Below are 14428 nucleotides of genomic sequence, written 5' to 3'. Positions count from 1 at the left end.
CTTACCAGCGGTAGTGGCTGAATGCCTTGTTGGCATCGGCCATCTTGTGGGTGTCTTCGCGCTTCTTCACGGCGGTCCCGCGGCCCTGCACGGCGTCCATCAGTTCACCGGCCAGTCGCTCTTCCATCGTGTTCTCGTTGCGCTTGCGGCTGGCAATGATGAGCCAGCGGATCGCCAGCGCCTCGCGGCGCTCGGGGCGCACTTCGACGGGCACCTGGTAGGTCGCGCCGCCGACCCGGCGGGACCGGACCTCGACCGCGGGCTTGATGTTGTCCAGCGCCTCGTGGAACACTTCCACGGGGGCTTTCTTCAGCCGCGCCTCGACCCGGTCGAACGCGTTGTAGACGATGCGCTCGGCGGTCGATTTCTTGCCGTCGACCATCAGGTTGTTCATGAATTTCGTCAGGACACGATCACCATACTTGGCATCGGGCAGGACTTCGCGCTTTTCGGCAGCGTGACGACGGGACATCTCGGAATCCTCTTATTTCGGGCGCTTGGCGCCGTATTTCGACCGGCGCTGCTTGCGGTCCTTGACGCCTTGCGTATCGAGCACGCCGCGCAGGATGTGATAGCGCACACCGGGAAGGTCCTTCACCCGGCCCCCGCGGATGAGCACGACCGAGTGCTCCTGCAGATTGTGGCTTTCACCGGGAATGTAGCTGATCACCTCGTAGCCGTTGGTGAGCCGCACCTTCGCGACCTTCCGCATGGCCGAGTTCGGCTTCTTCGGCGTGGTCGTATAGACGCGGGTGCAGACGCCGCGCTTCTGAGGGCAGGACTCCAGGTGCTGCGACTTGGAGCGTTTCACTTTGGGCTGCCGCGGTTTGCGGATCAGCTGCTGGATCGTTGGCATTCCGGTTTAATCCCCGCGTTGCTCATCGTTCATCGTCTGGTCACACGCCCCGGGGACGCGCGGATGGATCTTCACGTGGCCTCTGCCGCATGGGATGCGGACAAACACAGGCACCGCATTCGTCCCCCTTGCTCAGGTGACGACGCGGTGGGTTTCCAGAGGATCGGAGCCATTACGCCCGGATCATGACCACGACTGGTATAGGGTCAAACGGGCAGAGCCCGGTCGATTGGGCGGCGTATAGGCAGAGTCGCAGGGGTTGTCAACAGCGATACCCCCGCGCTACGGCGCGCGCCAGCACCCGTTCCCGATAATATGTGAACGCGCCCGTGGCGACGACGATACAGGCCCCCAGAAGCGTGATCGCCGTCGGCCAATCCCCGAAGGCCAGATAGCCGAGAACCAGCGCCCACAAAAGCCCGGTATAGCGAAAAGGTGCCGTGGCGCCGGCATCGCCCATGCGCATGACCTGCACAGTCAGCACATATGCCAGCAGGATGAACAGCGCCGACAGCACCAGAAGCCCGACATGCACGGGACGCAGCGCAAGCCATGTCTCGAAAGGCCCAAGCGCCGATCCCAGCAACATCACGCCAAGCGACGAAAACAGCACGACCACCATCGTCGGCACGCTGCCCGCAATCCGCCGGGTCGCCAGGTCCCGCAGCGTTATCATGGCGACCGCAGCCAAGGCGAACAGGGTATAGGCGTTGAACCCTTCCGGCCCCGGACGCACGATCAGAAGAACGCCCACGAACCCGACGAGAATGGCACTGACCCTGCGCCATCCCAGCGGTTCCCCAAGGAAAACCGCGGCCGCCAGTGCCACGGTCAGCGGCAATGCCTGGAGAATGGCTGTCGCATTGGCCAGAGGCATGTGGAACAGCGCCGAAATGAAGAAGAACGCCGCGCCGACCTCGCCCGCGGTACGCAGCGCAACCCGCCGCCAGTCCGCAGAGATAAGCCGGACACGCCACTGCCCGTGCCATGCAACCCAGCCGCCCACAAGGATCGACGTGAGAACCCCGCGCAGGAACAGTAGCTGTCCCAGCGGAAGGTCCGTCCCCAGCGCCTTCATGCACGTGTCGTTGAGCGCGTAACAGCCCATGGACAGGGTCATCAGCAGGGCAGCGCGCGCGTTGGCGGTGGAACTGGTCAACGTCTCTTCACCGGCTGCACAGGTCCTTGAACGACCGCCGATGGCATTGGTCGCTGCACATGAGCCACGCAGTCACGTCAGGCAGGATGGCGGCGCGCAGAGTAAGCCACCGTCAGCCCTTTACGTGACGGACGGAACCCGTACAGGACGGATTCCACGCATGGTAGACATGGAACCGCCGCCCACAGGGGCGGCGGTTGGGTGGTGTCAGGCGCAGATCACGCGTCCCCGCCTTCGGGTGTGTTGACGAGACCGGCATCGGCCTGGCCCGATCCGAAGACGTCGTCGGCATCCATGCTGGCCGGCGCCTGCAGGGCCAGCGCCGCCTCGGCCTCGGCCTGCTTGGCCGCGATGACCTTCTGGTCCCGCTCCGACGCGATACGCCGCACGCGGCTGGATGCACCGCCCGTGCCTGCCGGGATCAGCCGGCCGACAATGACGTTCTCCTTGAGCCCGATCAGCTTGTCGCGCTTGCCCTGCACCGACGCCTCGGTCAGCACGCGGGTCGTTTCCTGGAACGAGGCCGCCGAGATGAACGACCGTGTCTGCAACGACGCCTTGGTGATGCCGAGCAGGATCGGCTCGGCTTCCGCGGGGCGGCGATTGTCCTTCAGGGCCTTCTCGTTCATCTCGTCGAGTTCGGCCTTGTCGACATGTTCGCCCTTCAGAAGCGTGGTCTCGCCGCTGTCCAGAACCTCGTACTTCTGGAGCATCTGGCGCACGATCACCTCGATGTGCTTGTCGTTGATCTTCACGCCCTGGAGCCGATAGACGTCCTGCACCTCCTTGATGAGGTAGTCGGCCAGCGCCTCGATCCCCATGATCCGGAGGATGTCATGGGGGGCAGGATTGCCATCCATAATGTAATCCCCCTTCTGGACGAAGTCACCTTCGACCACCGGGATGTGCTTGCCCTTGGGCACCATGTATTCCACGGGTTCCAGCGTTTCGTCCGAGGGCTCGATCGTGATCCGGCGCTTGTTCTTGTAGTCCTTGCCGAACCGCACATAGCCGTCGAGTTCCGCGATGATCGCGTGATCCTTCGGGCGACGGGCTTCGAACAATTCCGCCACGCGGGGCAGACCCCCGGTGATGTCCTTGGTCTTGGCCCCCTCGCGCGGGATCCGTGCCACAACGTCACCGATCTGGATGTCCTGCCCGTCCTCGACCGACAGGATCGCATCCACCGACATCGGATAGCTGACCGGGTTGCCGGCTTCGTTGCGCACCGGCTCGCCCGTCGCACCATCCATGATGATGATTTCGGGCTTCAGGTCGTTGCCCTTGGGCGCCGACCTCCAATCGGTCACGATCTTCTGGGTCATGCCCGTGGCATCGTCGGTCACATCGCGCACCGCGATCCCCGACACGAGATCCACGAACTTCGCCACACCCGCCTTTTCCGCGATGATCGGCAGGGTATAGGGGTCCCACTCGAACAGCTTGGTGCCGCGGGCAATATCCTGCCCCTCGGTGACGAAGATCTTGGTGCCGTAGCCGATCTTGAAGCTGGCACGTTCCTCGCCCTCGGGACCGACGATCACGAGCTGCATGTTCCGGCCGACGGCAATCTTGTCGCCGCTGGAGTTTTCCAGGATCGAGGCGTTGCGGAACTCGATCTTGCCCTCGTTGCCGGCTTCCTGGAACGACTGCTGCGCACCCTGCGCGATCCCGCCGATGTGGAAGGTCCGCATGGTCAGCTGCGTGCCCGGCTCGCCGATGGACTGCGCCGCGATGATGCCCACGGCCTCGCCCTGGTTCACAAGCGTGCCGCGCGCAAGGTCACGCCCGTAGCACATGGCGCAGACGCCTTCCTCGGCCTCGCAGGTCAGCGGGCTGCGAATGCGCATCTTCTGCACGCCTGCATCCTCGATCAGGTCCGCCTTGCGCTCGTCGATCAGCTCGCCCTCCGCGACCAGCACCTCGTCCGTGCCGGGGCGCAAAACGTCGTCCGCGGACACGCGCCCGAGGATGCGTTCGGCCAGCGATGCCACGACCTCGCCATCGTTCACGGCCGCCTCGGCGGTGATCGCCTTGTCGGTGCCGCAATCATGGGCGCGGACGATGCAGTCCTGTGCCACGTCCACCAGTCGCCGGGTCAGGTAGCCCGAGTTCGCGGTCTTCAGCGCGGTATCGGCCAGGCCCTTCCGGGCCCCGTGGGTCGAGTTGAAGTACTCAAGTACGGTCAGACCTTCCTTGAAGTTCGAGATGATCGGTGTCTCGATGATCGACCCGTCGGGCTTGGCCATCAGGCCGCGCATCCCGCCAAGCTGCTTCATCTGCGCGGGCGAACCACGGGCCTTGGAGTGGGCCATCATGTAGACCGAGTTCGGTTCCTGCTCGACCCCGTCCTCGACACGCAGCGCCGAGATGTCGGCCATCATGGCATCGGCCACCTGGTCCGAGCACTTGGACCACGCGTCGATCACCTTGTTGTACTTTTCGCCCTGGGTGATCAGGCCGTCCATGTACTGCTGTTCGAACTCCTTCACCTGCTCCTTGACGCCATTGACGATCTCCCACTTATTGTCGGGGATCACCATGTCGTCCTTGCCGAAGCTGATGCCGGCCTTGAACGCCTCGCGGAAGCCCATGGTCATGATCTGGTCGCAGAAGATGACCGACTCCTTCTGGCCGCAATAGCGGTAGACGGTGTCGATGACCTGCTGCACCTCGCCCTTGCGCAGCAGCCGGTTCACAAGATCGAACGGCGCCTTGGCGTTGAGCGGCAGAAGCGCACCCAGCCGCACGCGGCCCGGCGTCGTCTCGTAGCGCTTCATGACCTCCTGGCCGTGCTCGTCGATCTGCTTCACGCGCGCCGTGATCTGCGCATGCAGGTGCACCTCGCCTGCGTCGAGCGCGTGCTGCACCTCGTCCTCGTCGGCGAAGATCATGCCCTCGCCCTTCAGGCCCTTGCGCATCAGCGACACGTAATAGAGACCGAGAACCATGTCCTGCGACGGCACGATGATCGGCGCGCCGTTCGCGGGCGACAGCACGTTGTTCGTGGACATCATCAGCACGCGGGCTTCCAGCTGCGCCTCGAGGCTCAGCGGCACGTGCACGGCCATCTGGTCGCCGTCGAAATCCGCGTTGAACGCGGTGCAGACCAGCGGGTGCAGCTGGATCGCCTTGCCTTCGATCAGCACGGGTTCGAACGCCTGGATGCCGAGCCGGTGCAGCGTCGGCGCGCGGTTCAGCATGACGGGGTGTTCGCGGATCACCTCGTCGAGGATGTCCCACACCTCGGGGCGTTCCTTTTCCACCAGCTTCTTCGCCTGCTTGACGGTGGAGGACAGGCCCTTCGCCTCGAGCCGCGAATAGATGAACGGCTTGAACAGCTCGAGCGCCATCTTCTTCGGCAACCCGCACTGGTGCAGCTTCAGTTCCGGACCGGTCACGATGACCGAGCGGCCGGAGAAGTCCACGCGCTTGCCCAGCAGGTTCTGGCGGAACCGGCCCTGCTTGCCCTTGAGCATGTCCGAGAGCGACTTCAGCGGGCGCTTGTTGGCGCCGGTGATGACCCGGCCGCGACGGCCGTTGTCGAACAGCGCGTCGACGGATTCCTGCAGCATCCGCTTTTCGTTACGGATGATGATGTCCGGCGCGCGCAATTCGATCAACCGCTTGAGACGGTTGTTGCGGTTGATGACGCGGCGGTACAGGTCGTTCAGGTCGGACGTGGCGAACCGGCCCCCATCGAGCGGGACCAGCGGGCGCAGTTCCGGCGGGATGACCGGCACCACCGTCAGCACCATCCATTCCGGGCGATTGCCGGATTCGAGGAAGCTCTCGACGACCTTCAGACGCTTGATGATCTTCTTGGGCTTCAACTCGCCCGTGGCTTCCTTCAACTCGTCCCGCAGCTTGAGCGCCTCGGCTTCGAGGTCGATCTGGGCGAGCATGTCCCGGATCGCTTCGGCCCCGATACCCGCAGTGAAGGCGTCCAGGCCATACGCGTCCTGCGCATCCATGAACTCCTCTTCCGACATCAGCTGGCCATAGCTCAGGTCGGTCAGGCCGGGTTCGATCACCACGTAATTCTCGAAATAGAGGATCCGTTCCAGATCGCGCAGCGTCATGTCGAGCATCAGGCCGATGCGCGACGGCAGCGACTTGAGGAACCAGATATGCGCCACGGGCGAAGCCAGCTCGATATGGCCCATGCGCTCGCGCCGGACCTTCTGGAGCGTGACCTCCACGCCGCATTTCTCGCAGACGACGCCGCGATACTTCATGCGCTTGTACTTGCCGCACAAGCATTCGTAGTCCTTGATCGGACCGAAGATGCGCGCACAGAACAGGCCGTCACGTTCCGGCTTGAACGTGCGATAGTTGATCGTCTCGGGCTTCTTGATCTCGCCGAAGGACCAGCTGAGGATCCGCTCGGGGGATGCGAGCGAAACCTTGATCTCGTCGAAAGCCTTGGGCGGGGTCAGCGGGTTGAACGGGTTGTTCGTGAGTTCCTGGTTCATCGGGTATCCTCGAAAGTGGCGCGGCGGTGGGGTGGAGATCCCCGCGCGGGGATCTCCCGGCTCAGAATTTTAATTGAAATTCTGCGCTCTACTCCTCATCCTCCGCATCCAGGAGTTCCATGTTGAGGCCCAGACCCCGGACCTCCTTGACGAGCACGTTGAACGACTCCGGCACACCGGCTTCGAAATTGTCCTCGCCCTTTACGATGCTTTCATAGACCTTGGTCCGCCCGGCCACGTCGTCCGACTTGACCGTCAGCATTTCCTGAAGCGTGTAGGCGGCACCATAAGCTTCCAGCGCCCAGACCTCCATCTCGCCGAAACGTTGGCCGCCGAACTGCGCCTTGCCGCCCAACGGCTGCTGGGTCACGAGGCTGTAAGGCCCGGTCGAGCGTGCGTGGATCTTGTCGTCCACCAGGTGGTGCAGCTTCAGCAGGTACTTCACCCCCACCGTCACCTTCCGCGCGAAGGGCTCACCCGTGCGCCCGTCATAGAGCGTGGACTGGCCGCTTTCATCGAAGCCGGCACGACGCAGCGCGTCGTTCACGCCCTCCTCGCGCGCCCCGTCGAAGACCGGGGTCGCGATCGGCACGCCGCGCGTCACGTTCGACGCGGCTTCGACCAGGCGCGTCTCGTCCATGCCTTCGATGCCTTCCGCGAACACATCGTCGCCATAGCCGATCCGCATCGCTTCCTTGACCGGGGTCAGGTCACCCGTGCGGCGGTATTCCCCCAGCGCGTCGTCGATCTTGATGCCAAGGCCACGGCTCGCCCAACCCATGTGGGTTTCGAGGATCTGTCCGACATTCATCCGCGACGGCACACCCAGCGGGTTGAGGCAGATGTCCACCGGCGTACCATCCGCGAGGAAGGGCATGTCCTCCATCGGGACCACGCGCGACACCACGCCCTTGTTGCCGTGGCGGCCGGCCATCTTGTCGCCCGGCTGCAGCTTGCGCTTCACCGCCACAAACACTTTGACCATCTTCATCACGCCCGGGGGCAGGTCGTCGCCGCGGCGGACCTTTTCGACCTTGTCCTCGAACCGCGCTTCGAGCGCCCGGCGCTGGCTTTCGTACTGGGCGTTCAGGGCTTCGACCATCTGGGCCTCGGCTTCCTGTTCCAGCGCCAGCTGCCACCACTGCCCGCGCGACAGGGTTGCCAGCAGATCCTCGGTGATCTCCGACCCGGGTCTGACGCCTTTCGGCCCCTTCACAGCGATCTTGCCGAGGATCATGGACTTCAGACGCGCATAGATGTTGCGATCGAGGATCGCCATCTCATCGTCGCGGTCCCGCGCAAGGCTTTCGACCTCTTCGCGTTCGATCTGCACGGCGCGCTCGTCCTTGTCCACGCCGTGGCGGTTGAACACGCGCACCTCGACGATCGTGCCGTAGTCCCCCGGCGGCAGGCGCAGGGAGGTATCTCGCACGTCAGAGGCCTTTTCGCCGAAGATCGCGCGGAGCAGTTTTTCCTCCGGCGTCATCGGGCTTTCGCCCTTGGGCGTGATCTTGCCCACAAGGATGTCGCCCGGCCCGACCTCGGCCCCGATATAGACGATGCCGGCCTCGTCGAGATTGCGCAGCGCTTCCTCGCCCACGTTGGGAATGTCGCGGGTGATCTCCTCCGGTCCCAGCTTGGTGTCCCGCGCCGCGACTTCGAACTCCTCGATATGGACCGAGGTGAACACGTCGTCGCGCACGATCCGTTCGGAGATCAGGATCGAGTCTTCGTAGTTGTAGCCGTTCCACGGCATGAAGCCGACGATGACATTCTTGCCGACCGCCAGTTCGCCCATGTCGGTGCAGGGCCCATCCGCGATCACCTCGTCGCGTTCGACCACGTCGCCGACCTTCACCAGCGGGCGCTGGTTGATGCAGCTGTTCTGGTTCGACCGCTGGAACTTGCGCAGGCGGTAGATGTCCACGCCCGGGTCGGACGGGTCGAGATCGCCGGACGCGCGGATCACGATCCGCATGGCGTCCACCTGGTCCACGACGCCGGACCGCCGCGCCACGATGGCGGCACCGCTGTCACGGGCCACGACTTCTTCGATGCCGGTGCCCACCAGCGGCGCCTCGGCCTGCAGCAGCGGCAGGGCCTGCCGCATCATGTTCGACCCCATAAGCGCGCGGTTGGCGTCATCGTTTTCCAGGAACGGGATCAGCGCGGCCGCCACGGATACCAACTGCCGCGGCGACACGTCGATCAGGTCCACGCTTTCGCGCGGTGCCATGGTGTAATCACCCGACTGGCGGGTGTTCACCATCTCGTTCACAAGGTTGCCGTCTTCGTCGAGCACGGCATTCGCCTGCGCGATCGTGTGGCGCATTTCCTCGGTCGCGGACAGGTAATGCACCTCGTCGGTCACTTGGCCGTCCTTGACCACGCGATAGGGCGTTTCGATGAACCCGTACTTGTTTACCCGCGCAAAGGTCGCAAGGCTGTTGATCAGACCGATGTTCGGGCCTTCCGGCGTCTCGATCGGGCACATCCGGCCGTAATGGGTCGTGTGGACGTCCCGGACCTCGAAGCCCGCGCGCTCACGCGTCAGACCGCCCGGCCCGAGCGCCGACAGGCGCCGCTTGTGCGTCACTTCCGACAGAGGGTTGGTCTGGTCCATGAACTGCGACAGCTGCGAGGAGCCGAAGAATTCGCGCACCGCCGCCGCCGCCGGTTTGGCGTTGATCAGATCCTGCGGCATCACCGTGTCGATCTCGACCGACGACATGCGTTCCTTGATCGCACGCTCCATGCGGAGAAGGCCGACGCGGTACTGGTTCTCCATCAGCTCGCCGACGGACCGCACGCGGCGGTTGCCCAGGTGGTCGATGTCGTCGATGTCGCCCTTGCCGTCGCGCAGTTCCATCAGCGCCTTGATGCACGCCACGATATCCTCGCGGCGCAGGGTGCGCTGGGTGTCTTCCGCGGTCAGGTTGAGCCGCATGTTCATCTTGACCCGGCCCACGGCGGACAGATCGTACCGTTCGCTGTCGAAGAACAGCGTGTCGAACAGGTTGCTGGCGGCTTCGACGGTCGGCGGCTCGCCCGGGCGCATCACGCGGTAGATGTCCATGAGCGCGGTATCGCGGCCCATGTTCTTGTCCATCGCCATTGTGTTCCGGATGTACGGACCGACATTGATGTTGTCGATGTCGAGAACGGGGATGTCGGTGATCCCGGCATCCAGCAGCGCCTTCAGCGACCCGCCGGTCACCTCGCCGTCCTTGTCAACTTCCCAGGTCAGCTCATCGCCGGCCTCGACGTAGATCGCGCCGGTTTCCTCGTTGATGATGTCCTTGGCGACGTAACGCCCGATGATCATGTCGAACGGGACCAGAAGTTCGGTCACCGTGCCCTCGTCGATCAGTTTCTTGACCTGACGAGGTGTGACCTTGTCCCCGGCGGCGCAGATCACCTCACCCGTGGCGGCATCAACCAGATCGAAGGTCGGCCGCGTGCCGCGCACCCGTTCCGGGAAGAAACGCGTGACCCAGCCCCGATTGCCGTCCTTGCGGAAATTCACGGTTTCGTAATAGGCATCCATGATGCCTTCCTGGTCGAGACCAAGCGCATAAAGCAGCGTCGTCACCGGCAGCTTCCGGCGGCGGTCGATGCGCGCATACACCAGATCCTTGGCGTCGAATTCGAAATCGAGCCACGACCCGCGATATGGAATGATGCGGCAGGCGAACAGCAGCTTGCCCGAACTGTGCGACTTGCCCTTGTCGTGGTCGAAGAACACGCCGGGGCTGCGGTGCATCTGGGACACGATCACACGTTCCGTGCCATTGACGACGAAGGTGCCGTTCGGCGTCATGAGCGGCATGTCGCCCATGTAGACATCCTGCTCCTTGATGTCCTTCACCGATTTGGCGCCGGTATCCTCGTCCACGTCGAACACGATCAGGCGCAGCGTCACCTTGAGCGGCGCGGCATAGGTCATGTCGCGGCGCTGGCATTCCTCGACATCGTATTTCGGCTTCTCCAGATCGTAGCTGACGAATTCCAGCACGCTGGTTTCGTTGAAATCCTTGATCGGGAAGACCGATTGGAACACGCCCTTCAGGCCTTCGCCATCGAGCGGCACCTCGCTCTCGCCGGAACGCAGGAACAGATCGTAGGACGATTTCTGAACCTCGATGAGGTTCGGCATCGTCAACACCTCACGGATCTTGCCGTAGTATTTCCGAAGCCGCTTCTGTCCGAGATAGGTTTGCGCCATGGTGTATCGCCGCCTTTCGTTTCGCTGGAACGCTGCCGCCGCCGGGGCCACGGGGCGCATTCCTGAAACATGGAAGGAACCGGTCTATGCCCGGCACCCTTCCCACGGGGTGCCTCCCGACCGGTCCGCCCCCTGGAAAGACCCCCGCAACGGGGCCTTGCCAAGACGCGGAAGGCCGAGCCCGGCAAAAGCCGGACCCAGCCATATCACTCAGGTACGGACCGGATGGCCCGACCGGATCACTTCAACTCGATCTCGGCGCCAACGGCCTCGAGCTTCGTCTTGATGTCGTTGGCTTCGTCCTTCGACACCTGTTCCTTCACGGCCTTGCCACCGGCTTCCACCAGTTCCTTGGCTTCCTTGAGGCCAAGACCGGTGATCGCGCGGACTTCCTTGATGACCTTGATCTTCTCGGCGCCTGCGTTCTTCAGGATCACGTCGAATTCGGTCTGCTCTTCGACCGGTGCGCCCGCGTCGCCGCCGGCCGGACCAGCCATCATCACGGCGCCGCCCGCTGCGGGTTCGATGCCGTATTCATCCTTCAGGATGGTCTTCAGTTCTTGTGCCTCAAGCAGCGTCAGGTTGACGATTTGCTCGGCGAGTGCTTTCAGGTCAGCCATTTTCTCTGTTCCGTCTCAATAAAGGTGTGTTCCAACGTGCGAAGGTCGTCCTCGACACGGGATCTTGCGTCACGCGGCCTCGCCGCGCTCCTCGATTGTCGAAAGGATGCTTGCGATGTTCGAAGCAGGTGCGCCAATGGCCCCGGCGATGTTCGAAGCAGGTGCGCCGATGCAGCCGACGATCGAAGCGATAAGCTCCTCGCGCGACGGCATCTTCGACACGGCTTCCACACCGGCCCGGTCCAGAGCCGAACTTCCCATTGCCCCGCCAAGGATCTCGAACTTCTTGTTGTCCTTGGCGAAATCCTCGGCCACCTTGGCTGCCGCCACGGGGTCCTCGGAATAGGAAAGCACGGTCATGCCCGTCAACAGCGAAGCGATGCTTGCGCACGGCTTGCCCTCGAGGGCGATCTTGGCGAGCCTGTTCTTGGCAACACGCACGGACCCGCCGGCAGCGCGCATGCGCCCCCGAAGATCCTGCATCTCGGCAACCGTAAGACCCGTGTAGTGGGCAACCACCACAACGCCAGAGCTTTCGAAGATCTGGCCGAGTTCCTCGACCACTTTCTCTTTCTGGGCTCTATCCACAGTTCCACTCCAGGTTTGAGGGGTCTCCCCCTCGGCTCACATGTGCCGGGCTGGCCCGGCGTTCGGGTCCTCAACGAGGGGCCCGAGAAGATCGCCCGAGAGCACGGCCGAACCGCACCCCAGAGAAAAGTCTCGACCCCATCTCAGGAAGGACATTAAGCCCCGCCCCTGCGGCCTTGCAGCCCGGCGCGACGCACCCTCCGTCTCGGACAGGACAGGGCGGCATGCCGCCCCGCCATTTGGCGGGTCACCCCGCCAAATTTCAGTTCGCGGCCGCCGCGTTGTCCACGCTGACGAACACGCCCGGCCCCATGGTGGAGCTCAGCGCGATCCGCTTCAGATAGGCACCCTTGGCGCCCGACGGCTTGGCCTTGGCGACCGCGTCCACGAAGGCGCGGATGTTCTCGGCCAGCTGCTCGGGCGTGAAGGACGCCTTGCCGACGCCGGCATGGATCACGCCGGCCTTCTCGACTTTGAACTGGACCTCGCCGCCCTTGGCGTTCTTCACCGCGGTCGCCACGTCCATCGTCACCGTGCCGACCTTGGGGTTCGGCATCAGGTTGCGCGGGCCTAGGATTTTCCCGAGCCGCCCGACGATCGGCATCATGTCCGGCGTCGCGATGCAGCGGTCGAACTCGATCTTGCCGGACTGGATGGTTTCCATCAAATCCTCGGCCCCCACGATATCGGCGCCCGCCGCCGTGGCCTCGTCGGCCTTGGCGCCGCGCGCGAACACCGCCACGCGCACCGTCTTGCCGGTGCCGTTGGGCAGGGTCACCACGCCGCGCACCATCTGGTCCGCGTGGCGGGGATCGACGCCGAGGTTCATCGCGATCTCGACGGTCTCGTCGAACTTCGCCGATGCGTTGCCCTTGATCAGCGCAACCGCGTCCTCGACGGTGACGTTTTCCTTGCCGGTAAAGGCTGCGCGTGCGGCCTTGATGCGTTTTCCGTGCTTGGCCATGACGTTACCCCTTCACCTCGATACCCATCGACTTCGCGGAGCCGAGGATGATCTTCATTGCCTCGTCCACGCTGTTCGCGCTGAGGTCGGGCATCTTGGCTTCGGCGATCTCGCGCAGTTGCGCCGCGGTGATCGTCGCGATGGTCTGGCGACCCGGCGCTTCGCTGCCGCGCGGCCGGTTCCGCTTGCCCACGGGCTTCAGGCCTGCGGCCTTCTTCAGATAGAACGACGCCGGCGGCGTCTTGATTTCCATCGTGAAGGACTTGTCCTGATAGTAGCTGATCACGGTGGGACAGGGCGCACCCGGCTCCATATCCGCAGTCTTGGCGTTGAACGCCTTGCAGAATTCCATGATGTTGATGCCGCGCTGACCCAGCGCGGGGCCGACGGGCGGACTGGGGTTCGCCTGCCCGGCCTTGACCTGCAACTTCAAGGTCCCGACGAGTTTCTTGGCCATCCGGCCTCTCCTTCTTCACAACACCGCGCCTGACGCGTCAGGCCGGCTCGGTTGGTGCGGTACGGTCCGCCGGGCGCGCCCGGCTCGCCTCCCGCGCACGTCAGGTCTGTTTGGTGACCTGCGTGAATTCCAGCTCGACCGGGGTTTCCCGGCCGAAGATCGACACCATCACCTTCAGGCGCTGGTTGTCCTCGTCCACGTTTTCGACCATGCCGTCGAAATCCTCGAACGGGCCGTCATTGACCTTCACGCGCTCGCCGACCTCGTAATGGATCAGGGTGCGCGGGGCCTCCTCGCCTTCCTGCACGCGGTTGAGGATGTGGTTTACCTCTTCATCGCGCATCGGCAGCGGGCGTCCCTGAGGGCCAAGGAAGCCGGTTACACGGTTGATCGAATTGATCAGGTGATACCCGCGATCTGTCATCTCCATCCGCACGAGCACGTAGCCCGGCATGAAGCGGCGTGGCACGCTGACCTTCTTGCCGCGGCGAATCTCGATCACCTCTTCCTCGGGAACGAGCACTTCCTCGATCTCGTCTTCGAGGCCCTTCTCGACGACCTCGCTACGGATCTGCTCGGCGATCTTCTTCTCGAAATTCGAGAGAACGCTTACCGAATACCACCGTTTCGCCATCGTGCCTGCCGCCTTCAAGGTTCCCGTGCCGGGCTTTCCCGGTCGTGTCATATTGTCCGCGTCCGAAAGAAAAAAGCGGCGCGCAACGAATCATTGCACGCCCGAACCCGAAACATCGCTGTGTGCTAGACTGATCGCCCCGCGATGACAAGGGGCAATCACCCCTGCCCGCACACGTCTCGGTTGCGCTTCAGCCGAAACTGTTGAGCGTAAAGGCAAGACCGCTGCGGATGATCCAGTCCACGAAGAAAAAGAACACCGCCGTGAGCGCGGACATCACCAGCACCATCGCACTCGTCACGAGAACCTCGCGCTGGCCGGGCCACGTGATCTTGCCGACTTCGCTGCGGACCTGCTGGATGAACTGGAATGGATTCTTGGTGGCCATGCTGGATTCCTTTTGGCGGCAGATACGCGCTCATGCGCCAGGTTTCAAGTCACGGACCGGAC

Annotated in this window: 11 protein-coding genes; all 11 read right to left on the bottom strand. The window is 63.6% G+C overall.

Features of this window, described 5'->3' with window-relative positions; genetic code table 11:
- Position 1: 1 nt before the first annotated feature.
- The 11 genes from rpsG to secE all read right to left on the bottom strand — a co-directional run bounded on the left by rpsG (position 2) and on the right by secE (position 14366).
- The gene (gene rpsG / locus DDE13_RS08935) at positions 2-472 is read right to left on the bottom strand and encodes a 30S ribosomal protein S7 (RefSeq protein ID WP_111403576.1); all 471 of its coding nucleotides are present in this window, start codon (positions 470-472) and stop codon (positions 2-4) included.
- Positions 473-484: 12 nt separating this feature from the next.
- Positions 485-856 carry a 30S ribosomal protein S12 gene (gene rpsL, locus DDE13_RS08930; protein WP_008331617.1) on the bottom strand — a complete coding sequence of 124 codons (372 nt, stop codon included), beginning with the start codon at positions 854-856 and terminating at the stop codon, positions 485-487.
- 262 nt (positions 857-1118) lie between these two features.
- Entirely contained in the window at positions 1119-2015 is an 897-nt protein-coding gene (locus DDE13_RS08925; RefSeq protein WP_235868649.1) for a DMT family transporter, read from the bottom strand.
- A 218-nt stretch (positions 2016-2233) separates the two neighbouring features.
- Positions 2234-6490: a DNA-directed RNA polymerase subunit beta' gene (gene rpoC / locus DDE13_RS08920; RefSeq protein WP_111403574.1), complete on the bottom strand. Its 4257-nt coding sequence runs from the start codon at positions 6488-6490 to the stop codon at positions 2234-2236.
- A gap of 88 nt (positions 6491-6578) precedes the next feature.
- Positions 6579-10715 (bottom strand): DNA-directed RNA polymerase subunit beta, encoded by a 4137-nt coding sequence (rpoB, locus tag DDE13_RS08915; RefSeq protein ID WP_111403572.1) that lies wholly within the window; start codon positions 10713-10715, stop codon positions 6579-6581.
- A gap of 239 nt (positions 10716-10954) precedes the next feature.
- Positions 10955-11335, bottom strand: a complete 381-nt coding sequence (rplL, locus tag DDE13_RS08910) for a 50S ribosomal protein L7/L12 (RefSeq protein ID WP_111403570.1) — start codon at positions 11333-11335, stop codon at positions 10955-10957.
- A 69-nt stretch (positions 11336-11404) separates the two neighbouring features.
- A complete protein-coding gene (gene rplJ, locus DDE13_RS08905) occupies positions 11405-11923 on the bottom strand; it encodes a 50S ribosomal protein L10 (RefSeq protein WP_111403568.1) in 519 nt (172 codons plus the stop codon).
- A 262-nt stretch (positions 11924-12185) separates the two neighbouring features.
- Positions 12186-12887: a 50S ribosomal protein L1 gene (rplA, locus tag DDE13_RS08900; protein WP_111403566.1), complete on the bottom strand. Its 702-nt coding sequence runs from the start codon at positions 12885-12887 to the stop codon at positions 12186-12188.
- 4 nt (positions 12888-12891) lie between these two features.
- The gene (gene rplK / locus DDE13_RS08895) at positions 12892-13344 is read right to left on the bottom strand and encodes a 50S ribosomal protein L11 (protein WP_111403564.1); all 453 of its coding nucleotides are present in this window, start codon (positions 13342-13344) and stop codon (positions 12892-12894) included.
- Positions 13345-13444: 100 nt separating this feature from the next.
- A complete protein-coding gene (nusG, locus tag DDE13_RS08890; protein ID WP_111403655.1) occupies positions 13445-13978 on the bottom strand; it encodes a transcription termination/antitermination protein NusG in 534 nt (177 codons plus the stop codon).
- Positions 13979-14168: 190 nt separating this feature from the next.
- The gene (gene secE, locus DDE13_RS08885) at positions 14169-14366 is read right to left on the bottom strand and encodes a preprotein translocase subunit SecE (protein ID WP_111403562.1); all 198 of its coding nucleotides are present in this window, start codon (positions 14364-14366) and stop codon (positions 14169-14171) included.
- Positions 14367-14428 lie beyond the last annotated feature (62 nt).

The sequence above is a fragment of the Meridianimarinicoccus zhengii genome (assembly GCF_003254465.1).
Lineage (GTDB): Bacteria > Pseudomonadota > Alphaproteobacteria > Rhodobacterales > Rhodobacteraceae > Meridianimarinicoccus > Meridianimarinicoccus zhengii.
This window is presented reverse-complemented; position numbering and strand designations above follow the sequence as displayed.

Excerpts from the sequence above, each read along its gene's own strand:
- rpsG (WP_111403576.1), bottom strand. The coding sequence starts at position 472 with ATGTCCCGTCGTCACGCTGCCGAAAAGCGCGAAGTCCTGCCCGATGCC.
- rpsL (WP_008331617.1), bottom strand. The coding sequence starts at position 856 with ATGCCAACGATCCAGCAGCTGATCCGCAAACCGCGGCAGCCCAAAGTG.
- rpoC (WP_111403574.1), bottom strand. The coding sequence starts at position 6,490 with ATGAACCAGGAACTCACGAACAACCCGTTCAACCCGCTGACCCCGCCC.
- rpoB (WP_111403572.1), bottom strand. The coding sequence starts at position 10,715 with ATGGCGCAAACCTATCTCGGACAGAAGCGGCTTCGGAAATACTACGGC.
- rplL (WP_111403570.1), bottom strand. The coding sequence starts at position 11,335 with ATGGCTGACCTGAAAGCACTCGCCGAGCAAATCGTCAACCTGACGCTG.
- rplA (WP_111403566.1), bottom strand. The coding sequence starts at position 12,887 with ATGGCCAAGCACGGAAAACGCATCAAGGCCGCACGCGCAGCCTTTACC.
- rplK (WP_111403564.1), bottom strand. The coding sequence starts at position 13,344 with ATGGCCAAGAAACTCGTCGGGACCTTGAAGTTGCAGGTCAAGGCCGGG.
- nusG (WP_111403655.1), bottom strand. The coding sequence starts at position 13,978 with ATGGCGAAACGGTGGTATTCGGTAAGCGTTCTCTCGAATTTCGAGAAG.
- secE (WP_111403562.1), bottom strand. The coding sequence starts at position 14,366 with ATGGCCACCAAGAATCCATTCCAGTTCATCCAGCAGGTCCGCAGCGAA.